The sequence below is a fragment of the Clostridium sp. UBA2485 genome, from assembly GCF_002341865.1.
Lineage (GTDB): Bacteria > Bacillota > Clostridia > Clostridiales > Clostridiaceae > Clostridium_J.
The window spans coordinates 1-25,411 of sequence record NZ_DDOV01000109.1 but is presented as its reverse complement, the minus strand read 5'-3'; the positions used below and the strand labels follow the sequence as shown (position 1 = coordinate 25,411).

The following is a 25,411-nucleotide window of genomic DNA, read 5'->3' as shown; positions in this document are numbered from 1 at the left end:
TGTGAATTGTGAACTGTGCATTATGCATTATTTAAGGTTATGTATTGTTTAAAGTTATCCACAGATTTAACTTTTTATAACTTCCTATAGAATAAAAAAGCATATTACAATGTGATTATAAATATAAAGTCTTTCTCTAAATTTATACAAACTAAAATACCCCCGGCAACACATTTCTGTATTGTCGGGGTTTCATAGCTGAAGCGAGGGGACACCCTTCTCCATTATTTCTAATAGTGCTTACTATATATTGAACTAAATTTTTAGTATAATAGATTTATTATACTTAGGAGGTATAACATGAAATCAGCACAATATTATATAGAAAAATTAGATATGATACCACATGTGGAAGGGGGATACTTCAAAGAATCAATAATATCAGAAGACTTCTTTAGAGAAGATAAAAAATTATTTAGTAGCATATATTTCTTACTTAAAACTGGAGAGGTATCTCATTTTCACAGATTAACTTCTGATGAGATGTGGTATTACCACGATGGTCAAGCTCTCACTATATATATGATAACACCAGATGGTGAACTTATAACTAAGCAATTAGGATTAGATGTAGAAAGAGGAGAAGTTCCCCAAGTTTTAGTTCCTAAGGGGTATATATTTGGTTCTTCTATGAACAATGATGGATTTGCTTTAGTTGGATGTATGGTAACCCCTGCATTTACTTTTGATGATTTTGAGCTATTTGAGAGAGCAGAACTTTTAAATATGTATCCAAATCTCGAAGATATAATAAAGAAATTAACTAGATAAAACATATTACTTATATTAGCTAAATATAAAAAATTATAAAAAGTAAATTTTATATTATAGAATTCTTATATTTCTCATATAAGAATTCTATAATCTCCACCTAACTCCAAGTAAGTTTTTCCATATTAATATTATTTCTGTACCATTCATTATTTTGTAAGAGCTCCACAGGGCTTCCTACACTCTTAACCCTACCATTTTTTAATATTACTATTGTATCACTAGCTATCATAGATGATAAGCGGTGTGATATTGACAATATTGTTTTGTTATTACGTACTTTTTGAAGTACAGTTACTATTCTTTCTTCTGTTATTGAGTCTAGATTAGCAGTTATTTCATCAAATAATAATATAGGTGGATTTGTTACAATTGCTCTTGCTATTGCTAAAAGTTGTTTTTGTCCTTGTGAAAACATAGAATCATTTGTAATTTCTGTATCTATGCCCTTTTCAAAGGATGATATATATTCTATAAGTCCTACAAACTTCAGTGCTTCTTCAATTTCCTCTCTTGTTATTCTTTCATCTTGCATACTTATTTGGTCAGCTATTGTTCCATTTATAAAGTGGAAGCTTTGATCTACATATCCAAATATCCTACGTTTTTCTGAATTTGGTATGTCATAAACATCAACTCCGTTAATTGTTATACTTCCCTCTGATGGTTTTAGAAGTCCCATAATTAATTTGAATAAGGTAGTTTTTCCAACTCCAGTTCTTCCTACAAAAGTAACTTTTTCATTTTCCTCCAATTTAAGATTTATGCTTTTAAGAACAGGTACTCCCCCCTCATATTCAAAGGTAATATCATTAAATGCTATACTTATATCACTTGCATCTGAGATAATATCTTCTGATTTAATTTTATTATCTTTCGAAGAATCCTCAATCTCATTGTAAAAATCATCTACTCTACTTATTCCTGAGATCGCTTGCTGAATATTTTGAAATTCCATTCCTAAATTCTCTATTGGAATAAATAAATTTGATATTAATTCAATTGATGCTGCAACCATTCCTATGGACATACCTAAATAATTCAACTGCTCTGATGATAATATCACTATTGCTCCAATTACAATAGCACGTATTATTTGAATTATTGGTGGAAAAACTGAGTCATAAAAATTAACTTTTTCAACAGTTTCGAAATTATTTAATAAACATTCAGTATAATTTTCTTCCATATAAGCTTCCTTACTGTAAGCTTTAATCATTTGCACATTTTTTAAGCTTTCAGAAATATGATTATTTACCTTGCCCACTAATATCCTATTGTTAAGCTGTGCTTTAAGCATCCTTTTTTGAAAAAGCCTTGTAATGTAAAATATAATAGGCAATAAGATTAATGCTATTATTCCAAGCTTTTCACTAAAGATCCAAATTGAGATTATGATACCTATAACCTTAAAACAGTCAACTACCATTCCAACAATTCCACTTGTAAATAATGAATTTATTGCATCAACGTCATTAGTAAATCTTGAAACAATAGCCCCTGAACCATTTGATGAAAAGAAAGCTGCATTTATTCTTTCAAGCTTTTCCATCATTTCCATTCTTATTTCTTTTGTAATTTTCTGTCCTAATATAGTAATAGCTGCTTCTTTAACAAAATCAAATATACCAATAAACATAATGACTACTATGTAAGTAATAGCTAAAATAAGCAATTTATCACTATTCTTTGGTATAAGATTATTATCTATAATATATTTCAGTAATTGTGGAGGAATTAGGCTTGTAACAACAACGCCGCAAATAGTAAAAACTAATAAAATAATTACTTTAATATTGTTTTTGACTACCTTCATCATAGCCTTTTTTATTAAACTATTTTCCATCATTGCCTCCTTCTGAACATTGCAGATCATATATAGTTCTATATACTTCAGATTTTTTCATTAATTCATCATGTGTACCATACTCAACTGTTTTATCATTATTCATCAATATTATTTTATCAATGTTGTTAAAAATAGCTAAACGATGTGAAACTAAAATGATTAAACTATCTTTATAATTTTCTTTTAAATTTTGAATTATTTTTTCTTCTGTCTTCATATCAATAGCAGAAAATGGATCATCTAAAATTATTATTTTATTTTTATTTAGCAGTGTTCTAGCAAGTGCTATTCTTGCCTGTTGACCACCACTTAACTTTATGCCACTATTGCCAACTAGGGTCTCTTCACTCTGAAGCATCATTTTTAAATCAGTATCAAAACAAACATCTTTTAAAACTGAAGAAATATCTTCATTGTTTCCCAAAGTTATATTTTTATATATAGTATCCGATAGAAGTTGTGGCCTATGACCTAAATAAGCAACCATGTTGCTTCGTTCATATTCTGAGTAATCACAAAGCTCCTTACCATCTATTTTTATACTTCCTTCATATGTATATAACCCAAGCAATGATAATGCTAAAGTTGATTTACCTGAAGCTATTGGACCTGTTATTCCAATTATTTCACCTTGAATGCCTTTAAATCTTATATTATCAAAAATATTTTTGTCTCCACTTTTATATTTAAAACTAAGATTTTCTATTGATAAGCTTGTCTTATCACTATTTATATTAGTTGTAGTATCTTTGCTTTTATATTCCACAAGATAAGGCTTAATCCGTTTCCATGATACTTGTGATTTTTGTACGGAATTAAATAATTTAGCTGCTTTACTCGCCTTAATTGCAAGTGCTGTAAACATGGCAATATAGGTAGAAAACTCTCCAACTGTCCATACTCCATTAATTATTTTTGTTCCCCCTTGATAAATTACAACCATTACTCCAAGCATGGCTATAACATGATATATAGGTTGCATTGAATTTTCTAATAAACTAGCTTTTATCGCTTTACTTTGAAGATCCTCTAGTTCTTTTGTGTACTTTTCCCTATTTTTGGCCTCCATGCCACTTATACGATAAAGCATAGCATTTTCAACTGCATCATATGTGCTGCTACTAACCTCACCACTTTTTTTACGATAATCCATTGAATATTTGTAAATGACACCTTTTAGCTTTTCAGCTAAGAGCATTGCAATTGGTATAAAAATAGCAGATAAAAGTGTTATTTTTACATCATAAATAAACATAGATACTAAATAAGATGTCATTATAACACCTGTATCAAATACTTCGGTAGTAAACTTTCTCATACCTTCTACACATATATCAACATCTGAAATAACTCTTGTCATTAAGTTACCCATATTTTCGTTATCAAGTTCTTCAATATCTTTATGCATTATATTATTGTAAATCATTAGACGCATTGTAGCACTTGTGCTATTTGCAAATCTTCTTATATAAAACCGTTTAAAATATCTTAAAAACTGAATAATTCCTATAATACCAATAAACATAAAAGCAATCTTTAATGTTTCTGATAGTTCGTTACCATTAACGATTGAATCTATAAGCTTTCCTTGAAATATAGGCCCTAAAACAGTTACTGTGTTAAAGGATATTCCAAATATAACAATACAAGCAACAACTAATTTTTCTTTTTTCCAATAATTAATAATCTTATCTGGCTCTTTCATAGGCTCAATTTTTAATTTTGACATAACAAATAATTCTCCCTTATATAAAACTATTTTGATTTGATTAAAATAGTTCTAGCCGTTATTATTTTCTTCTCTTTTAAAAACATCCTTACTGAATCCTTCAAACAGCAACTGACATTCATTAATTCTTATATAAGCTAATATTTTCAACTTACAATTAAAATAATCCTTCTTTTCTATTTTAACAAGAGGAGGTATTTTTTGTCATGGTCACCACTAAAACTACTAAACTCAAAATTCACAGTTCACAATTCACAATTTCGGATATTTCTCAGTGGTGACTGAGAAATTTAGAATTTATTAACCGTAGCGGTGAACAGTGTTCGCCATATATTATTGAATAAATATTAAACTATAAGACGTATTAAAAAGAACTGGCGAACACTGTTCGCCCCTACAATAAAACACTAGCAATTGTATTGCTAGTTAAAATCCATTAAAGAAATTATTTTGATCAAAAATAATTTTCACCACAATTGTGCATTTTGCATTGTGAATTGCGGACTGAAATACCCAAGGAGATACCCCTTATTTTTTGTCTAAAAATAATACTGATTTTACAGCCTCTCTAATTTCTTCATATCCAGTACATCTACAAATATTAGATTGTAGCCATTCCTCAATAGTTTCATCATCTGCATGGGGATTGTTTTTTATAAGTCCATAACAATTCATTATGAAACCTGGAGTACAATATCCACATTGAAACCCCATTTTTTTAATAAAAGCTTTTTGAATAGTTTCTTCCTTCAATCCCTCAATGGTAATTAATTTATGTCCAACAGCCTCAACCGCCAATATAATACATGATTTGATTGGTATTCCATCTAAAAGTACAGTGCATGCACCACAATCTCCATTTTCACAACCAGGTTTTGCTCCAGTTAATCCTAAATTTTCTCTAAGTACTCTAAGGAGTGTGTCTGCAGGCCTTACAATCAAGCTTCTCTTTTCGCCATTTATGTCTAGTTCTATTCTCGTCTCTTCAATATATGATATCATCTTCCTTCACCGTCCAGTGTTTCCAAAGTATACTCCAGTAAATTTTTTAATACAAACTTCTTATATTCAGAAGAACCTTGAATATTACCAAATATAGGAGCAGGCAAATGGTTTATTGCCCCTTCTATTCTTTGCTCCTTCGTAATAGCTTTATTATTTATATATTCTTCCATTTCCATAGATCTAAATGGAAATGGGCAAGCTCCACTAAATGCCATTTGAATATTATTATTCTTTTTAATTGCAGCCATACTAATTAGAGGATACTCCATCTTTCCTTGTTTAGTTTTCTTCACACTTATATAAGGTAAATTAGAGTAACTCATTTCTGTTGCCAATTGAAAAAGGAACTCCCCTTTTTCTAGTTGAAGTCTTTGATTAAAAGCTTGAATTATCGGAGCATTCCTTTTACCTTTTTCTCCGTATATACTTACACTGCTGTCTCCAATTAAATGGCCTAAAACTGCCTCTTTATATATAATTTTACCGCAAATATTTCCTCCAACTGTTATCTTGTTACGTGATGTATGATCCGCAGGAAAATCTGCTGTCTTACTTAGAAATGGAATTGATTTATTCTCAGAAATATGAGTGAGTGTAACTGCAGCCCCTATTATCAGCTGATTGTCTTTTATTTCAAATACATTACACTCAGGAATTCCTTTAATATCTATTACTGCCTTTGTAACTAAATCATTTCTTCTTGCCATAGTAATTATTTCTGTACCACCAGAATAATATAAAGGTTCCTTTCCACTATCACTAAGCTCTTTATATAACTTTACCGCCTCATCCAACGAATTAGGTTTATAATATTCAAAATTAAATGCAATCATTAATGTCCCCCCTCTTTTACTTTCCATATGAATTCAGGGATCAACGGCAATTGATTAAGAGGTGCTTCTACTGCACGGGATAAACTATTTGCAAGTGCTGCAGGCATTCCAATTACACCATATTCTCCAATTCCTCTTGCACCATATGGACCATCAAAATTTGGAGTTTCTACAAAATCCACAAGATATTCTGGATTTTCTCCTAATCTCATAATGCTATATGTTCTTAGCTGCTTATTTTGAACAATACCTTTATCCGTAAACAAAAATGCTTCACGACTAGCAAAGCTTAAACCTAAGTTCATGCCACCAGATATCTGACCTCTTGCTGCTCCAGCATTAATAACTTTACCTGCATCTACAACACAAGCAGCCTTTATAATTTTGTAGGTATATTCTTTTTTATCAAGCTCTACCTCTACAGCTGCTGCTCCAACAGTCCATTCAGGACCTGTATTACCTTTGCCGGTTTCAGGATTTAATCTTGTTATATTATTCAAAGCATAACTTCCTCTTCCAATAACCTGTGCACCAATTGAATTTCCATTGGGAAAGGTATATCCAAATGCAATTTTATTAATTTCTATTCCTATTTCAGGATTATCTTTTAAAAATACTTTTCCTCCACCAACATCCAGTTCACCTGGTGAAGACGCTAGAACAATAGCAGCAATGTCACATAGTTGCTTAATAACATCATCTGCTGCTCTTAAAACTGATTTTCCAATTAACAAAGTAGTTCTACTTGCAGCTGTTTTCCAGTGATCAGGATTTGTCTCAGTATTAACTTCCATTACTACATGAACTTGATCTACATCCATTTTCATTTTTTCTGCTAATATTTGTGCTAAAGCTGTTTTAATTCCCTGCCCTATTTCAACTGCAGCACAAATAAGATTAATACTTCCATCTGAATTAAAGGTAAGAACTGCTCCTCCTCCTGCATTTAAAGCTGTATTTGAATTTTTCCAGAAACAGCTTACACCTTTAGCTCTAACTTTACCATCCTCAGTTTTAGATTCATCTACTTCTCCCCAATGTATTAATTCAATTAACTTTTGTATGCATTTTGGTAAATTACCTAAGTTGCTTTTATTAAGCAAGGTCTGTGTAGCACTAGTATCTCCCGGTAGAATTGCATTTCTTAACCTTAATTCTAAGGGATCCATTCCTAGCTTATCTGCTAAAATGTCCATTGCTCTTTCTATTACAAAGGTAAGTTCAGGATGGCCAAATCCCCTAAAGGCTGCAGCATAAGGATGGTTAGTATACACGCACATTGAGTCACACCATACATTTTCAATATTGTAAGGTCCTGTACAATCTACTCCCGCTGCTCTGCTTATAATTACAGCTCTATCAGAGTATGAGCCGCCATCAAATAAATAGGTTATCTCAGCAGCGGTAAGCCTCCCAGCTTTTGTAGATCCAAGTTTGATCTTCGCGTCAAGACCTATATGAACTGGAGATGTAATAAAATCTTCTTCTCTTGTATTAGTAAGTTTAACCTGTCTTCCTCCAACAGCTTTTGAACATAAATAAGCAATAAACTCTAGCTGCACAGCTGTTTTACCTCCATAGGCACCACCTACAAGAGGTACATGAACAATAACCTTGCCAGGATCGATATTAAAGAAATGGCTTATAAGCCCTTTTATGGTAAATGGCGCCTGAGAACAAGAGTATATAATAACCCTTCCATCTGGTAATACTCTTGCTGACACGGATCTTGTCTCCATAGCAGCATGATCAGAAGGTGGAAATGAAAAACTTGCCTCTACAGTTACCTCACTTTCATCCCATCCTTTTTTTATATCACCTTTTCTAATCTTAGTTCTGTTGGCGATATTTGTGTTAGGTTCCGGAAAAACTTCATCAATAATCTCATAATCACCAAGTCTTTTATGAACCAACGGTGAATCTTTCTTTATCGCTTCACTTGGAGAATTCACTACCGGCAGAGGTTCATATTCTACTTTTATCATCTGAGCAGCTCTTTCAGCTTCAGCCTCGCTATCAGCTACTACCACTGCCACCGGTTCACCATTATATCTTACTTTATCTATTGCGATGGGAGGTCTATCAATAATAGTAGATCCAATAAGATGTGGAAAGTATTGTCCTGTTAAAACGGCTCTAACTCCGGAAGCTTTTAGTGAATCCTTATATTCAATAGACTTTATTTTTGTATGAGCATAAGGACTTGTTACCATTCTTGCATGTAAAAGTTCAGCAGCTTCATAATCATCTGTATATTTTACTGCACCTGTTACTTTGTCTAAAGATTCTTTTCTTGGTACATTTTTACCTATCACATTAAAATCATACATTAGCTACTCCATGAAATAACATCATTTTCTTTTATAATATATTTATCATAGTTAATTATTATGAGTATGAGTTATCTTTGTATAGAAATAACTGCATTAAATATGTAAACTCAACTATTTTTATGAGTACTTTAGAGGCGTTTGTATATTAAAAAAGTTAATTTTATTAAATCCGTATTCGTGGTAGAGGCGAATCGCAATAAGTAAAATTCACAAAACTCTTTAGATATGTATAATTTTACATTTAAAGTAACTTTTTATTTATCATTACATAATATGTAATGATATAAAATCATATTAGGAGGATTAATGTGATATATTTTTGTCCTATTTCTAATAACTGGGTTGAACACTCCAGCGATGCTAATCCTAACTATAGCGGATACTGGCATCCTAGGAACATAAGGGCTGAAGTAACGAATCAAACAATCATCGATAAATGGAATACCGTCTCTCCCCCTCCTGCACCTGAACTGAAGTCAGTAGCAATTGATCCAAAAAACAGTGCATTATTAATATTAGATATGGAGACCACTATATGCAAAAGCCCTCGCTGTATAGCCTCTATCCCTAATATTCATAATTTATTGACGAAAGCCCGTAAAAATGGCATGTTAATTGTGTATAGCCTTACACCTGTGGGAAATCCTGAAGATATTGTCAAGCAGTTAACTCCTTTGCCAGGTGATCCTATTGTGAGATCAAACGTAGATAAGTTCTATAAAACCAATTTAGAAGAAATATTACAAGAAAAAGGTATTAAAACTGTTATAGTTACTGGTTACGCTGCTAATGGTGCAGTTCTTCATACAGGAACTAGTGCTGCTTTCCGAGGTTACAATGTTATTGTTCCCGTTGACTGCATGTCTGCTAATAATCCCTATGCTGAACAATACACTGCATGGCATATGCTTAATAGTCCTGGAACTAGAGATCGAACAGTCCTAACAAAGGTTAGTTTAATTAGCTTTCACTATCATACTCAATAAAAAAAGTAAAGTTCAGTTTTAATCTAGCAACATCACGTATTAAAACTATATTATATAAATAAAAAACTTTTATGTAATAATCATCAACAATTTTAATTTGTATTTGTTAGTATTAATGGAATATGTAGTTAAAATAATTCAATCTCTGATTTCAATTCAGTTGAATATATTCTTTTTACCAGAAAATGCGCCTCCAAAAATTTAGATTTTTATCTAAACTTTAGTGTGCACTTCACAATTAGAAGTGCTTATCGGAGATCAAAAATTTAAATTAGAGACTGAAGACTCTATTTTTTTCAAGGTAGTAACAGACATCAGTTTAAAAATGTAAGAGACACAGAATGTCATTACTACCTGATAATAGATTCTCACGATATCTAGCAGCTTCAAAATTAAAATTTCAAAAAATTATAGAAGGTCTGCTTGAAACTGATTTAAAATTCACTTTCAAGCAGACCTCTTATTTGATCATAACTTTATTACAAATTTGTCCAGAAGGTTGCAGAATGATAATTTTTAGAAATAATTAGTATTTACTATTTCATATTTTACAGATATATTTTTTAAATTATTACCTTTGTGCCATCAAATTTTGTGAAGGAAAAACCGTGGAATTCTTCATTATAGGTGTTTCTATAATCCTGAAGTAATCCTATTGCCACAGCTTCTCCAAGTTTCATACCCTCTAAACCGTCTGAACGCCAGTGAACACCTGCAAAATCTCGTGCAAGGGCAATATTTGCAGCAAGCTTATTTAATTCTCCCCCTACTTTTAGATCCCCCTCAAGATATGGTTGTAACTTAAGTCCATCAACGCTAGCTACTACTGGATTAGGAATAATATAATCCTCATTGAAAAATGCTTTTAAAATAGTTACCTCCGCTCCAATGTGAGCTGCATGGCCTGCAGGATATGCCGGATGAGTTGGACATCCTTCAGGATAGGCCATAGGTAGAAGGTAGGTTCCATATTTTTCAAATACTATCTCTAATACCTTTGAATTTAATAATTCTGGATTAATCGGATATCTTGCGGCACCTGTCTTAAGATTTTGTACGCATCCCCCAAACTCTTCGGGCCTTAATCTTCGATGACCCAAAAACTTTTGAAACCAGGCTGCTTCAAGGGCCATCCTTGATGCACGAGCCACAAAATCCAAAACATGTGGAGCACCAAAGGTGGCAAACCCCTCCTGGGTTTTTGAGAATAAATAGGGATTACTCAAAGACAAAGCTTCCTGCCCAAAGCTTAGTAGTATCAAAAAAGCCGTTACTGCAGCCTGAATGCTGCTATCTTTATGAACATATTCACCAAGAACTCTGCCATTACTAATATATCGAGGTATTGGATCAGGTTTTAATGTTGAAGATGGCGCCTGTCCATTCTGTATATTAAGCCATTCATTATATGAAGTCATATAATCGATTTTTCCCACAGGTGCAATGTAATTCTGTGTTACAGTTTTTGCCCCAAATGGAACATCCTTCAAGAGGAATTGTGAAACATATGGTCCTTCCAAAGCGCCAGGTACATTACTACGGAATAGTGTTTCCGTAGTGACTTTACATTTACATTTAGGACCATCAAACTTGGAAAACCTTGATAAATCCTCAGCTGCAGCCCTAGTTCCAGGGTCGGTGTTATAATCTACAAAAGGGACATCACGAGTTAAAGCCATCCAATAATCCTCAGCCATTTCACTTGCTTCTATGGCACTAGAAAAGCTCGGAGCTGGTGCCATAGTAAGATGATGAGAATCAGGTCCAACCATCTCATACGCATACGATGCCTGAGGGTTAGAGAATTTTCTAGTCCCTCCTAGCGGTAACAACTCAAATTTTTCTGGATTCCCAGTGGTTAATGTGTTTATCCAAATGTTGTAGGCCTCTAAATTTACTTCTCCTAACAAATTATGAGGTAAAGCCTTTGTATAACTTCCAATCTTATTTGCATACAAAATTTCATCGTCATTGCATCTTTGACCTTGAAGAATTAAATTCTTCTGAAATAAAGCAGATTGAATTCGTTTTTCAAAGGCCTCAATGCGCCTCTGTTCAGGCGTCAAAGGCCCAATCTCGCACTGATCTGTTATTGCATTATATTTAGAACATACGGACTTAGTAATACAAACTTTATCTTCGCCTTGATTCACTTCTTTCTTTTTATCATGCTTTTCTTCCACCTTAATCACTCCTACTATTTAATTGGAACTTTACTATATTCAAATTTAAATATACTATCTATATCAATTCTTCAGTATATTATATGTATCGAGTGATTAAATTTCTATTCTTAATCTCAAATGTTATATAATTTAATTACGCTGATTTTTCGTAGCGGCGAACAGTGTTCGCCATATATTATTAAATTATTAGATATCTAAAAAAACTAGCAATATAAAATTGCTAGCCAAAAAAATCCATTCAAAGAAATTATTTTGCCTAAAAATAAATTCCACCTTAATTGTCAATTTTCCACTCTCAATTCTCAATTGATTAAGTTTCCCAGAGGTGGAAAACTAGCAATTGTATTGCTAGTTAAAAAATCCATTAAAGAAATTATTTTGATCAAAAATAATTTTCACCTTAATTGTGAATTTCGCATTGTGAATCGTGAATTGAAAAACTCAAGGGTGTAGTTATATTTGGCTATATATTAATTTTTAAGATATTTTATAATTTATATGATGATTATATATCATATCCAGACTCTTTAAGGTTTCTTTTTATTCCTTTACTTAATATGTCTATCTCATCTTTTTTAAATTTATTTTTAGAATAAGCTTGTGCTATGTTAGAAATTCCCCTATCTTTTAACTCATCTAGTCTTTCCTTACTGTTTCTAGTTTGAAATAAATTTTCCTTTTCACCATACCATTCCCTTATTTCTTCTTCTGTAGGTATTTTGTAGGAGTTATAATGCACAACAGCCTCCAGTGGTAATCTATCTGAAAGCCTACCTTCATTCTTTGGATATCCTAAACATAGCATTCCTGATGGGAAAGTATACACCGGATTATTTATAATCTTTCTTAAATCCTTAGAAGTTACATCTCCATTATAATATGTGCCAAGTCCTAGGCTTTCTGCTGCTATTTGAATATTATGAAGGCAAATTAGTGCATCCCAGTTATTTATGAAGAATCCATGAGTTGTATTTACAGGTGTTTTATCCTCACCAAAAGTAGCAAACCACTTTTTAGTTCTATAGGCATCTGCTAATGCTATTATTACAAGGGGTGTATTATATATTCCAAGTTCCTCTAGCTTTTCTAAGTCGTCAACTACAACTAATGAATATCCCTGCAAGTTTCCTCCATTAGCAGCCCTAACTCCAGCTTCTAGTATTTCATCTAAAATCTCTTTCTCAATTATTTTCTTTTCAAAGCTTCTTATTGACCTATGATTTTTTAAAGATGCAATTACCTCATTACTCATTTAATCTACTCCCTTTTATCATTATCTTTATTTTATTTTCTCTTCATTTCAATTTTACAGATCGTAACCTTAACAAGAAATTAATCATACATTGAATTAAGGCATCTTCAAAAAAATAATAGACCAGTATGTTATCCTATTTTCCATCATACTGCGTTGTCAGAACTCCATGATAGTTAAACTATCATGAAAACCTGTCTTCTTGTCTGATGCAAAATATATTTCGCATCTTTAACTAGCTATTTTATTTCATATGCTTAAAATATACTAACATCTTTAATCTATTATTTTCCTTCAGATGCCTAAAATGAGAAGGAGATGATTTCTTGATTGATTCAAAAACAATACCAAAATACACATCTGATCTCGATATATTACCTGTTTTTAAACCTATATCAGAGTATGATTGTACACTAAATAAATGTATACCAACTTATAAAGTAGATATATTTAAAACTGAAGTTCAAATGTTACCAGAGGGTTATCCTAAGACTACAGTATATGCATATGGAGGTATAGTTTATAGCAATGACGATACAGAAGAATATGTATCATCTACTCCAGGTCCTTCATTTATAGTTAAAAAAAATGAAGCTATATCCGTAGAGTGGAGAAATAAAATAGATAGTGAGCATATACTACCTGTAGACCCAACTCTTCACTGGGCAAATCCAAACAATTTTATAATACCTCCAAAGCCATGGCCACCATTTCCTCCTGGATTTATTGAAGCACAATTTCCAGTTCCTACAGTTACCCACCTTCATGGAGGAGAAACTGAAGCTAAATACGATGGATTTCCTGACTCATGGTTTACCTTCAATGGTATAACAGGACCATCATATGAAACTAATGTATATAAATATTTAAATCGACAACAGTCCTCAAATTTATTTTACCATGATCACACAATGGGAATTACTAGATTAAATGTTTATGCTGGTTTAACTGGAGCATATATAATAAAAGATCCTTATAATATATTAGATTGTGAGGATTGCTCTCCACTCCCTCAAGGTAAATATGATATAGCACTTATAGTACAAGATAAGTCCTTTAATGAAGATGGCAGCTTACACTTTCCATCTAATGGAATCAATCCAAACAATTATCCATATTGGAGACCTGCATTTTTAGGAAATACTAATGTTGTTAATGGTAAGGTGTGGCCAAATTTAAATATTAAGAAAAGACCTTATAGATTTAGAATAGTAAATAGTTCAAATTCAAGATTTTATACTTTTAAATTATCAAATAATAAAGACTTTATAATAATTGGTACTGATTCTGGATATGCTGAAAAACCAATATATGTAGATCAAATAACTTTATCACCAGCAGAAAGAATAGATGTTATAATAGACTTTTCTAAATTTACAGATGAAAAAGTATTATTACTAAATGTAAATGAAAACTCACCGTTAGATGAAGAAACAACAGGACAAGTAATGCAGTTTAAAATAGAAAAGTGCAAATATAACTGTCGTCCTTTAAAATTACCTTGCAAATTAAATAATATTCCAAAACTACAGGAAACAGTCTCTAAAAGAGTTGTTGTTTTAAACGCAGCAATAAATGAAGGAGGACTAGAAGCGCTTTTATTAAACGGACAACTATGGCATGCACCTGTGTCTGAAAAGCCACTAGTAGGCTCTACTCAAGTATGGGAAATAGTAAATATAACTGGAGGAGCACATCCAATTCATATACACCTTATAAATTTTCAAGTGTTAAATAGACAAGCTATTGACGGCACTTCATATGCTAATGATTTTAATGTTATAAATGGTTCGTCACCCTTAAGCCATCCTACAAAAATAATAGATCCAGACACCTATTTGATAGGAAAGCCTATTAAACCAACACCTTCAGAATGTGGATGGAAGGACACTGTTATAGCTTATCCTGGTCAAGTTACTAGAATAATTGTACCAATGTTTCCAAGTATAGAAGATCCTAAAGAGGTAAAACTTGGAGATAATTTATTTCCATTTGATCCAAGTGATTTTCCTGGGTATGTATGGCACTGTCATTTATTAGACCATGAAGATAACGAAATGATGAGACCTATGGTGATAGTAAACAAACTAGGTGAATAATACTTGTTATAATATATCTTAAACAGTTAATAAATAAGTGTAATGTAAAAAAGTGGACAAGCTAAGTGATATATTAGTTTATAGAATATAAATACAATTAATTTGTCATATTCTCTAACTCATTTCTATAGTTTTTTATTTTACTACTTGTGATATCAGAAGTTATTTAAAACAAAGAAAAAGCAAGCGAAATTAATACTAGCTAAATATAAAAAAGTAGCTCCTAAAAATGATAGATACAATGAAAAAATAAAAGTTAATAAAGAAAGATTCTATGAGAATTTTATAAGTATAAAGTCATCAGATATCATTCTATAATTTTTACTACCTTATATTTGCACAAATTTCTTAATATATCTCTTATACTTTCTTTATATTTGTTGTATATTATCTTTCTTCTAAATTTAGGTGTAAATATAATATGATGCTTGCACATCCACCTTGTATGTGCTAAACTTTTATCTCTAAAACTCACCTTTCTTATAATTATAATAGTAGCTTGAACACTTCTATTATAATGGAAAGGTGAGTTTTTGTATAACTAAATTGTCATCCACTCGCATAGTAGGTAGTTTATTGTTCCACACGTTCACGAGCTCAACAGACTAAAGTCCATAAATAAAAAAAGGGCAGAAGCCCTTTAGAATACACCTAATTATATTTCAGTTTTGTTCACTATTGAGGCTTTTCCACCTACTTTAATACTAATTCTTTCGAAACTTTTTTCTACTTTAACTGTTATCTCACTAGGATTGTCCATATAGTATCCTTGTTCACAATAAATAGTTGTATTTTCATCTTCATTAACTTTTATAATTTCATTCTTTATAAGATAAGCTCCTAACGCTCCATTAGAAGTTCCTGTTGCACTTTCTTCATCAATTCCTGCTGCTGGGCCAAAGTTCCTTGTAGAAACAGTGGAAGTATCATTTTCTGTTTCTAAAGTAAAAGCATGAACTCCAATCACACCTAAAGAGTTACTATAGTCTGCTAATTTCTTAAAATCAGGATTAATTGATTTTAATACTTTAAGATTTTTAACAGGAAGCATTATATCTGCAAGTCCAGTAGATACTGCCTGAGGTTTTGTCTTAAAAGATTCTATAAAAATATCTTCGCTTGAAATACCTAGAATATCACAAAGTTCTTTACTATCATCTATTTCAAATAAAAATTTAGGCTCTGCTTGAGTCATTAGAACGTTAGCTATGTTACCATCACTAAAATTAAGCTCTACATCTAATATACCAGCTTTAGTTTTTTGCCTTATAATTTTTTGATTTTTTCCACCATCGCAGGTTATCATTCCTAGCTTTGCTAAGGTATAAAAGCTAGCGATAGTAGCATGACCACAAAGCTCAACTTCCTGAGTTGGTGTAAAGAATCTAACTTCAAAATCATAATCTTCTAGATTCTTAGAATTACTATGTTCTTTTTTATTAGCATTAGAAATTATAAAAGCTGTTTCAGATAACCCTACTTCTCTTGCAATAATTTGCATTTCTGAGGTGTTAAGCATAGAAGCATCTACAACTACACCTGCACCATTACCCCCTTTATTATCTTTAGTAAAAGCATTTACTATATAAACTGATATTCCCATATTTAAATTCCTCCTAAGTTTATTTAAGAAACATTTCCTTTTATTTTATAATATAGACAAACCATAACAAGTAAAATCCACTAATTATACCAATTCAATATCTTGTCCAATCCCTAATCGAATTGCATTTTTAAATATCATGCAAGCAGTTATGTTGTCTTGAATGGATATTCCTGTAGAGTCAAATATAGTAATCTCTTCATTATTTTCACGCCCCAATTTAGTACCTAATAAGATTTCACCAATTTCTCCATGTAAATCTTTTTCAGTAATGATACCTTCTCTTATTGGATTTTGTGTCTCACCACGATGTACACACTGCTGTATATTATCTACAACTATTTTAGCATGGGAAAAAATTTTTGAATCAAGCTCCTGCTTACCTTCCATATCTGCACCAATTGCTATTATATGGGTGCCGGGACTAATCCATTCATCTTGTACAATAAAATTTTTACTAGATGTTGCAGTGACAATAATATCTGAAGATTTTACAGCTTCCTTTGGTTTATCACATAGGATAACCTCAATATCAAGCATTAATTCTATATCTTGCTTATACTTCAACATATCCTCACCTATAGGACTCCAAACTTTTACTGTCCTTATAGGTAAGACCTCTTTAAGTGCTGATACCTGCATTCTAGCTTGATTTCCAGCACCAATCACACCTACAACTTCTGAATTTTTTCTCGCTAATACCTTAGCAGAAACACCACCAGCGGCACCTGTTCGATATCCTGTAATCAAGCTGCCATCCATTATACATACTGGATAACCATTTTTTCCATCATATAAAGTTATGGTTGCTAAAAGTGTAGGTAATTTATAACACTTTGGATTATCCCAATAACCAACTGCAGCTTTAACAGTAATCATCTCTGTGGACTTTGAATACCCAGCCTTTAGATCCATTTCTCCATTATGTTCTGGTACATCAATAGAAAGAATTGGTGGCTGAACTACCAATTTTCTATTAAAGTCCTTATATGCTTCTTCTACTGCAGCAATAGCATCTGTCATATTTAATATTTGCTTTACTTCTTTCTGATTAAGTAGCAACGTTTTCATACTAATTACCTACACAAGTTTCTTTTCAATTAAGTAATTTTCAAAAACTTTTAAATTAGTTTCAAAATCCTTTCGACCATATCCCATCCTAAAATAATTATCTTTAAAGGCATATATATCTGCTGGTAGAAGTAATACTCCTTTTTCCTCAACCAATTTATCACAGAATTCTCCTATTGGCATATTAATATTCATTTTGTGAAAAGCTATAGGCCCTGCATCTGGTCTGTTGTATTTAAATAAATTAGCATACTTTTCAAAAAATTTATCTGCTATTTCAAGGTTTCCTTCAATGATCTTACGATTTCGCTCTAAAATCTCATCACTATGCTTTAAAGCAACAGTTGCAAGATATTCAGCAGTACTGCTGCAACAAATACTAGTATAGTGTTTCATCTTTATCATCTTTTCAAGGATTTCTTTATCTTTTGTTGCAATCCAACCAATTCTAAGTCCAGCTAAACCATATGCTTTAGACATTACCCCAAGGGATATAGCTTTTTCATAAATATCTGCAAACCATGGTCGTTTAACCCCGTCTAGTTCAATACCTTTATATACCTCATCACAGAATACATATATATCATGCTTACGAGCAATGTCGGCAATCTTTCTCATTTCTTCTTCTGTAAATATATATCCTGTAGGATTGTTTGGACTATTAACACAAATTAGCTTTGTATTTGGCTTAATCATTTTTTCTAATTCGTCATAATCTATAGACCAACCATTTTTTACTTGTTTAAGTGACCACTTGGACACTTCACATCCAATAGCATTACCTACCTCATATAGAGATTGATATATTGGAAACTGGCATATCATATGATCCCCAGGTTCTAAACACACATTCAAAAAATTAAATATTGGTTCTTGCGCACCAGCATGAACAATGACCTCTTCTGAATTAATATTTTTATAAAGCTTTGAGATTTCTTTTCGTAGTTCTGGACTTCCAGGAACTTCAGTATATCCTAACCATCCATTTAACAATCCTTCTTCTGCCCCAGGCTCAAGAGCTAATAGTTCTTTTACAGACATTGACTCACAATCTGATTGAGTCAATAAATATGGAGCTGAGAATTCATGCTTTCCAAAGAATACTTCCAGTTTAAAATCATTTATACGCATAGTTATCACCTAACCTTTCTTATTTTTCTTTTATTATACTGAAAGGTTTTAATACTGTATCCATCCATTTATTGAATGTCAAACCAACCAAGTGTTATAATGGGAGTGATCGAAAAGAACATTATTTGAATATATAAGGAGGCAATTGCATGAAAAATAGAACATCTAATATAGTAAATATAGAATGGAAACCTGATAAAACCAGTAATATTCCAATTTTCAAACAAATTGTTAACTATATTAGTAATAAGATCTCTAAAGGCGACTGGCTTATTGGTAATAAGCTTCCCTCTCAACGTGAACTTGCAAAAATGTTTGATGTTAATAGAAGCACTATAGTTGCGGCTTTAGAAGAGTTAACCTCTCTTGGAATCCTAGAAGGTAAATCCGGACATGGCACTACAATTGTTAATAACACTTGGTCTTTGCTACTGTCTACTTCTCCACCAAACTGGCAGCACTATATTGATTCCAGCATACATAAATCCAACTCTGTTACTATTCAAACTATAAACAAGATGGAATTTGTTGATGGTATCACACGACTTGGTACTTGTGAACTGTCACCTAATTTATTCCCTCGTGATATGATGGATAAGGTCTTACGAAAATTACCTGAAAGAGCATATGACTTAAACTATTTAGCCCCTCTTGGTCTTCTTGAGCTGCGAAAAGTTTTGAGTCAATACTTAACAAAGTATGGGATATATGTACCACCATCTTGCATACTGATTGTTTCTGGTTCATTGCAGGCTTTACAATTAATTTCAGTATGTATGCTACGACCAGGTTCAACGGTATTTGTTGAATCTCCATCTTACTTAAACTCACTACATATTTTTCAATCTGCAGGAATGAAGCTTAGTGGAGTTCCTATGGATAGCAGTGGTATTACTCCTTGGGCTCTAGATAGAAATCGCTATCTAAAAGAAACACCTTTACTATATACCATACCCACTTTTCATAATCCAACTGGTATAGTTATGACAGAAGCAAGGCGTATGGAGCTTTTAGATTGGTGTAAAAATAACCGTTTACCAATCATAGAAGATGATGCATATAGAGATTTATGGATAGATGAACTTCCTCCTCACCCGTTAAAAGCTCATGATAAAAACGGTATAGTTCTATATATGGGAAGTATATCAAAATCCCTAGCACCAGGCCTTCGTATAGGTTGGCTAGCTGGACCTGAATCTATCGTAGAGCGTCTAGGAGATGTAAAAATGCAAACAGATTATGGATCAAGTTCTCTTTCACAATGGGCATTGGCAGAATTGCTGGAAAGCGGACTTTACGATCAGCATTTACTCATTCTAAGAAAAAATTTAAAAGAGCGTCGTGATTTAGTTTTACATACACTAGAATCTCATTTTAAAGATATCGCTACTTGGAATGTACCTGCTGGAGGATTTTATATTTGGTTAAAGCTTAACAAAAATATTTCAACGGATAGATTATTTGACTTAGCTTTAAAGGAAAAACTTCTAATAACTCCTGGAAGCATATATGATTTTTCAAAAAACCAGCATATACGTATTTCTTATTCCTATGCTTCACCTGATGAATTGGTAAAAGGCTTGATTAAATTATCAGAATTAATTGAAAGTATGTACTAAATAAAATAAAAGTAGTGAGGAAAATAATATTAATTATTTTCTTTCACTACTTAATCATTACCTTATTTGACCATTTCCAAATATTATATACTTATTACTAGTAAGTTCTTTAAGTCCCATTGGACCTCTTGCATGTAGTTTTTGAGTACTTATACCTATTTCTGCTCCAAACCCAAATTCCTCTCCATCAGTAAATCTAGTGGAAGCATTTACATAAACTGCTGCTGCATCTACACGTTGATGAAATTTTTGAGCATTATCATAGTCTTTTGTTATTATGGCTTCAGAATGTCCTGAGCCGTATTTATTTATATGAGCTATAGCTTCATCTATGTTCTTAACTACTTTTATACAAATTATGTAGTCTAGATATTCTTTATAATAATCCTCTTCATCTGCTAATATTATATTATTTACTATTTCTATAGAATTTTTATCTCCTCTGACTTCTACTTTTCTTTTTCTTAATTCTTCTACTATTACTGGAATAAATTCTTTTGCTACATCTTCATGAACAAGTAATTTTTCCTCAGAGTTGCAAACTGCTGGTCTAGTAGTTTTTGCATTAATAACTATTTCTTTTGCCATTTCTAAGTCGCAGTTTTTATCAACATAAACGTGACAGTTTCCTGTTCCTGTTTCTATTACTGGTACTGTGGCATTTTCCACTACTGATTTTATTAATCCTGCTCCTCCTCTTGGTATTAGCACGTCTATATATTCATTTAACTTCATCATTTCTTTAACAGTTTCTCTACTTGTATCTTCCATTAATTGGATACACTCTACTGGTAATTGAGTTTTTTCAAGTGCTCCCTTTAATACTTCTACTATTTTTTTGTTGGAGTTTATAGCTTCACTTCCACCTCTTAATATTGTTGTATTTCCCGATTTTAAACATAATCCTACTGCATCACAAGTAACATTTGGTCTTGCCTCATATATTATTCCTATTACTCCTAGAGGCACTCTTTTTTTTCCTATTTGTAATCCGTTTGCCCTAATTACGATTGAACTTACTTCGCCTATAGGGTCTTCTAGCCCTGATACTTGTACTAAGCCACCACTCATTCCTTTGATTCTATCCTCATTTAGAAGCAATCTATCTATCATTGATTCTGATGTTCCCTTATTTCTTGCATTTTCTATATCAATTTTATTTGCTTCTATTATGTCCTTAGAATTTTCTAATAAGGCTTTTGCCATTTCATTTAAGGCTTTATTTTTTTCATTTGTTGAACTATTTGATAATATGTACGAAGCTTCTTTTGCTTTTTTACCTTTTGAAATTAACTCTTTCATCTAAATCTACCCCCTTTATATTTTATTTATATTTCTTTTCCAAGAAACAAAGTTCCTACCTCTTCTCCATTTAATATATCAATAAGTATGCTTGGGTCTTTTCCATTTGCTAATATCATATTTGTACCACTATCGGTTACACGTTTTGCTGCATGTATTTTAGTTTCCATGCCGCCTGTACCTAATTTACTTCCTGCACCTTCTGCAAAACTTTCTACTTCATCAGTTATAGATTTTACCTCTTTTATAAACTTTGCATCCTTGTTTGTTCTTGGATTAGAGTCATAAAATCCATCGATATCTGATAATATTATTAAAAGGTCTGCATTCACGATAGTAGAAACTATTGCTGCTAGGTTGTCATTATCTCCAAATCTAGATACATTTTCAATTTCATCTATAGATACACTATCGTTTTCATTTACTATTGGAATTATTCTACTTTCTAGCAAAGTTTCAAAGGTGTTTACAACATTGTTTCTGCTTCTTTCACTTTCTATATTATCTCTTGTTAGAAGTATTTGACCTACTGAATAGCCATATTCTCCAAACAATTTGCTGTAAATATTCATAAGTGCCACTTGACCTACAGATGCTGCCGCTTGTTTTTCTTTAATAGTTTTTGGCTTTTTCTTTAGGTGCATTTTACTTACTCCAACACCTATAGCTCCAGATGTTACAAGGATTACTTCTTTCCCACTATTTATTAAGTCAGATATTGACATAGCTATTTTTTCAATTCTTCCTAAGTTTATGTTCCCATTGCTATAAGTTAAAGTTGACGTACCAATTTTTATAATTATTCTTTTTGATTTTTTAATACTTTCACGATATTTCATTTTTCTTTCCTTTTAGGCATTAAAATAATTAATCAAAGATTTACCATCTATTTCTTATAGATAAAAGACATACTGATAGTAAATTTTGACGGAGTATAATATAAAATACTAGTTAATGACTAGTTATTTTTGAAAATGCCTTAGTTCCTTTCAATAGTTTTATTCGTTAGTTAAACTTATAATAATATTATCACAAAAACATAAGTTTATTAATACCACATTACTTTACAAATAGTCAAAAATGACTATCAAAAAATGCAATGAACCAAACAATAAATCATGCACAAACAATAAGTATAAAGAAGAGTGTTTGGTTCTATGATTAGTATTTGCAATAAATTAATGGTTAAAACATTAAATAATTATCTTTCTTTACATAAAAATATGTTTAAATATCTTGAGAATGCCGATGTTGTAATATATTTTTGTAAAGTGATATTAGTATTATTATATCTAATAATATATCCTTAAATCATAGTATTAACAGATATTTTTCTATTACTTTTAAATTTATTCATATAACAGATTCTTTGGTATTATAGTTGTTAATACTATTTGGTAATTTATTATTTGTGAAACAAATATAATAAAATCTTTTATTACACTAATAATAATGCAAAATATATATTAAGAGTCATAGAAAAATGACATATGTCATTTTAAGAGCTTTTTATTTAATATAATATAGAAATGGTGATGGTAATGATTAAAATTGATAACAGAAAAGATATAAAGCATTACGTAAAAAAATTTGATATAGATAAAATATTTTAAAATGATATGACAAATTATATGGAGTTGTATTCATTTCACAAAGAAGAACATGTTTATATGTCTAATGGAGATATAGAACATCTTTATTTTCTTGTTAAAGGAACAGTTAAGATATATACAATCTCTAAAAATGGTAAAGCATTATCATTAAGATTCTATAATCCATTACAAATTCTTGGGGACATAGAGTTTATAGGAAATAAACCACCAACCTGTAATGTTCAGTGCTTAGATGATGCATTGTTTATAGTGATATCTTTTGATGATATGAGAAGATATGCTAATGATGATATTAATTTTTATAAATATATATCTAAAATATTCTCATATAAATTAAGTACAAGTTCAGATTCTAGTATGCACAATTTTTCATATCCTTTGGAAGAAAGATTAGCAAGTTATATTTTAGCATTAAGCTATGATAGTGAAAATTCAAATCAAAATTCGGATGAAATTGAGATTTTTAAATTAAATGATATAGCTGAATTATTAGGAACTAGTTATAGGCATTTGATTAGAACTATTAATTCTTTAATGGATAAAAAAATTATATATAGGAAAAGAAATATTATAAAAATTTTAGATAGAGATAGATTAGAAAAATTAGCTAAAGATTTATATGATTAATTTATTACTAAAAGTTTGTAAATGGAGGGATAAACTATGAAAAAAATTTTGATTACAGGAGCTGGAAGTGGCTTAGGAGCAGAACTTGCCAAATGTTATGGCGAAGATAAAAATCATATTATATTAGTTGGTCGCAATAAAGAAAAACTAGCGAAAATATTAAATGAAATTATTCAAATGGGGGCAACAGCAGAATATGTTACTTGTGATATAAGCAACCCTAAATCTGTAGAAGAGTTAGGAAAGTATATTAGTGAAAATCATATTACTATAGATTATTTAATAAATAATGCAGGAGTAGGGTTCTTTGGACCTCTAGGAGAACTTACTATAAGTGAGATGGATACTATGATAAACGTAAATATTAAGGGAACAATTCTAGTTACACAAAAGCTACTCCCTTGTATAAATCAAAAAATATTAAATATAATATCTACAGCAGGATTAAGAGGAAAAGCTAATGAAACCATATATTCCGCAAGTAAGTTTGCAGTTAGAGGATTTACAGAAAGTCTTCAAAAAGAACTTGCAGATAAAGACATAAAGATAACTGCAGTATATATGGGAGGTATGGATACGCCTTTCTGGGAAGATTCAACATATGTAAAAGATATAAGCAAATTAAAATCTCCATCTGAAGTTGCAAAAGAAATTAAATCTAAAGATGATGGTAGGGGTGAAATTATTATTGGGAAATAAATATTTCAAAAGCATAATTTTATCCTCTATAACTTTTCTTTATTCATTTTGTAATATTCTAAAAAAAGTGATGGAATAATACCATCACTTTTTACTTCTCTGGATTTATAAAATATAAATTTAACTAAAATTAGAGAAGTTAAATTTCTCTTGTTTATTATATAAAATTATTTATTCTTAGAAGATAGGGGCCCTTTAACATCAATAGTATAGGATCCACTTGTTCCAGAGAACTTATATACAACTAAATAATATCTTCCAGCTGAAGGAGCATCATATGATCCTGTTAATTTTCCGTTGTCACTATTAGTAGCATAGGCTACACAATTATTATGATCGGATTCACTATAAATCATCCAATTCATTCCTATGGCATTTTCATTATTTACTGCAATATCAATTTCTCCTGCTGAAGTAACATCAAAGTAGAAAATATCTTTTTCATTACTTTCATCAAGCGTTCCTTTAGTAATTGTATTCGAAAGTATAGGTCCATTTACAGTTCTAAAGGTATCATTTGTGTCTACTGGAGAATTATCCTTAGAAGATAAAGCTCCTTTAACATCAATAGTATAGGATCCACTTGTTCCAGAGAACTTGTACACAACTAGATAATATCTTCCAGCTGAAGGAGCATTATATGATCCTGTTAATTTTCCATTATCTCTATTAGTAGCATATGCTACATAATTATTATAATCAG

19 protein-coding genes and 1 pseudogene are annotated in these 25,411 nt (G+C 31.3%); 6 read left to right on the top strand and 14 right to left on the bottom strand.

The features are described 5' to 3' along the window. Positions 1-300 precede the first annotated feature (300 nt). Positions 301-771 carry a cupin domain-containing protein gene (locus B3603_RS20280; RefSeq protein ID WP_291568356.1) on the top strand — a complete coding sequence of 157 codons (471 nt, stop codon included), beginning with the start codon at positions 301-303 and terminating at the stop codon, positions 769-771. Positions 772-871: 100 nt separating this feature from the next. Here the strand turns inward: B3603_RS20280 and B3603_RS20275 are convergent, their stop codons facing one another. From B3603_RS20275 to B3603_RS20255, 5 genes are all read right to left on the bottom strand, one after another. Next, the gene (locus tag B3603_RS20275; RefSeq protein WP_291568354.1) at positions 872-2,617 is read right to left on the bottom strand and encodes an ABC transporter ATP-binding protein; all 1,746 of its coding nucleotides are present in this window, start codon (positions 2,615-2,617) and stop codon (positions 872-874) included. Beyond that, entirely contained in the window at positions 2,607-4,349 is a 1,743-nt protein-coding gene (locus B3603_RS20270) for an ABC transporter ATP-binding protein (RefSeq protein ID WP_291568352.1), read from the bottom strand. Before B3603_RS20270 ends, B3603_RS20275 begins: the two co-directional genes overlap by 11 nt. A 528-nt stretch (positions 4,350-4,877) precedes the next feature. Further along, entirely contained in the window at positions 4,878-5,351 is a 474-nt protein-coding gene (locus tag B3603_RS20265; RefSeq protein ID WP_291568349.1) for a (2Fe-2S)-binding protein, read from the bottom strand. Next, positions 5,348-6,187, bottom strand: coding sequence for an FAD binding domain-containing protein (locus B3603_RS20260; protein ID WP_291568346.1), 840 nt, complete (start codon positions 6,185-6,187; stop codon positions 5,348-5,350). Before B3603_RS20260 ends, B3603_RS20265 begins: the two co-directional genes overlap by 4 nt. Beyond that, positions 6,187-8,517, bottom strand: coding sequence for a xanthine dehydrogenase family protein molybdopterin-binding subunit (locus B3603_RS20255; protein WP_291568343.1), 2,331 nt, complete (start codon positions 8,515-8,517; stop codon positions 6,187-6,189). The genes B3603_RS20260 and B3603_RS20255 overlap by 1 nt, the downstream gene beginning before the upstream one ends. A gap of 311 nt (positions 8,518-8,828) precedes the next feature. Between B3603_RS20255 and B3603_RS20250 the strand changes: the two genes are divergently transcribed. Then, positions 8,829-9,506 (top strand): cysteine hydrolase, encoded by a 678-nt coding sequence (locus tag B3603_RS20250; RefSeq protein ID WP_291568340.1) that lies wholly within the window; start codon positions 8,829-8,831, stop codon positions 9,504-9,506. Between the two features lie 563 nt (positions 9,507-10,069). On the opposite strand, the gene B3603_RS20245 is transcribed toward B3603_RS20250, so the two are convergent. Together B3603_RS20245 and B3603_RS20240 are read right to left on the bottom strand one after the other, a co-directional pair. Then, the gene (locus B3603_RS20245) at positions 10,070-11,689 is read right to left on the bottom strand and encodes a vanadium-dependent haloperoxidase (protein WP_291568338.1); all 1,620 of its coding nucleotides are present in this window, start codon (positions 11,687-11,689) and stop codon (positions 10,070-10,072) included. A gap of 508 nt (positions 11,690-12,197) precedes the next feature. Next, positions 12,198-12,944 carry a nitroreductase family protein gene (locus B3603_RS20240; RefSeq protein ID WP_291568336.1) on the bottom strand — a complete coding sequence of 249 codons (747 nt, stop codon included), beginning with the start codon at positions 12,942-12,944 and terminating at the stop codon, positions 12,198-12,200. 326 nt (positions 12,945-13,270) lie between these two features. Here B3603_RS20240 and B3603_RS20235 point away from each other — a divergent pair, with 326 nt between their 5' ends. Then, positions 13,271-15,043, top strand: coding sequence for a multicopper oxidase family protein (locus B3603_RS20235; protein WP_291568334.1), 1,773 nt, complete (start codon positions 13,271-13,273; stop codon positions 15,041-15,043). A 310-nt stretch (positions 15,044-15,353) separates the two neighbouring features. Here B3603_RS20235 and B3603_RS20230 read toward each other — a convergent pair. The 4 genes and pseudogenes from B3603_RS20230 to B3603_RS20215 all read right to left on the bottom strand — a co-directional run. Beyond that, positions 15,354-15,479: pseudogene (locus B3603_RS20230) on the bottom strand (transposase); the annotation flags it as partial. A 219-nt stretch (positions 15,480-15,698) separates the two neighbouring features. Then, the gene (locus tag B3603_RS20225; RefSeq protein WP_291568332.1) at positions 15,699-16,646 is read right to left on the bottom strand and encodes a PhzF family phenazine biosynthesis protein; all 948 of its coding nucleotides are present in this window, start codon (positions 16,644-16,646) and stop codon (positions 15,699-15,701) included. A gap of 84 nt (positions 16,647-16,730) precedes the next feature. Next, positions 16,731-17,717: an ornithine cyclodeaminase family protein gene (locus B3603_RS20220; protein WP_291568330.1), complete on the bottom strand. Its 987-nt coding sequence runs from the start codon at positions 17,715-17,717 to the stop codon at positions 16,731-16,733. 9 nt (positions 17,718-17,726) lie between these two features. Further along, positions 17,727-18,848 (bottom strand): aminotransferase class I/II-fold pyridoxal phosphate-dependent enzyme, encoded by a 1,122-nt coding sequence (locus tag B3603_RS20215; protein ID WP_291568328.1) that lies wholly within the window; start codon positions 18,846-18,848, stop codon positions 17,727-17,729. Positions 18,849-19,018: 170 nt separating this feature from the next. On the opposite strand from B3603_RS20215, the gene B3603_RS20210 reads away from it, so the two are divergent. Beyond that, positions 19,019-20,467 carry a PLP-dependent aminotransferase family protein gene (locus tag B3603_RS20210; protein WP_291568358.1) on the top strand — a complete coding sequence of 483 codons (1,449 nt, stop codon included), beginning with the start codon at positions 19,019-19,021 and terminating at the stop codon, positions 20,465-20,467. A gap of 57 nt (positions 20,468-20,524) precedes the next feature. Here B3603_RS20210 and B3603_RS20205 read toward each other — a convergent pair whose 3' ends face one another. Together B3603_RS20205 and proB are read right to left on the bottom strand one after the other, a co-directional pair. Further along, positions 20,525-21,769, bottom strand: coding sequence for a glutamate-5-semialdehyde dehydrogenase (locus B3603_RS20205; protein WP_291568326.1), 1,245 nt, complete (start codon positions 21,767-21,769; stop codon positions 20,525-20,527). A 26-nt stretch (positions 21,770-21,795) separates the two neighbouring features. Next, complete coding sequence (proB, locus tag B3603_RS20200) at positions 21,796-22,608, bottom strand: glutamate 5-kinase (RefSeq protein WP_291568324.1); 813 nt, start codon at positions 22,606-22,608, stop codon at positions 21,796-21,798. Positions 22,609-23,388: 780 nt separating this feature from the next. Between proB and B3603_RS20195 the strand changes: the two genes are divergently transcribed. Further along, entirely contained in the window at positions 23,389-24,009 is a 621-nt protein-coding gene (locus B3603_RS20195) for a Crp/Fnr family transcriptional regulator (RefSeq protein ID WP_291568322.1), read from the top strand. Between the two features lie 36 nt (positions 24,010-24,045). Then, the gene (locus B3603_RS20190) at positions 24,046-24,708 is read left to right on the top strand and encodes an SDR family NAD(P)-dependent oxidoreductase (RefSeq protein ID WP_291568319.1); all 663 of its coding nucleotides are present in this window, start codon (positions 24,046-24,048) and stop codon (positions 24,706-24,708) included. Positions 24,709-24,875: 167 nt separating this feature from the next. On the opposite strand, the gene B3603_RS20185 is transcribed toward B3603_RS20190, so the two are convergent. Then, positions 24,876-25,411 (bottom strand): PPC domain-containing protein (locus B3603_RS20185; protein ID WP_291568318.1); only part of this gene is annotated, 536 nt, incomplete at its 5' end.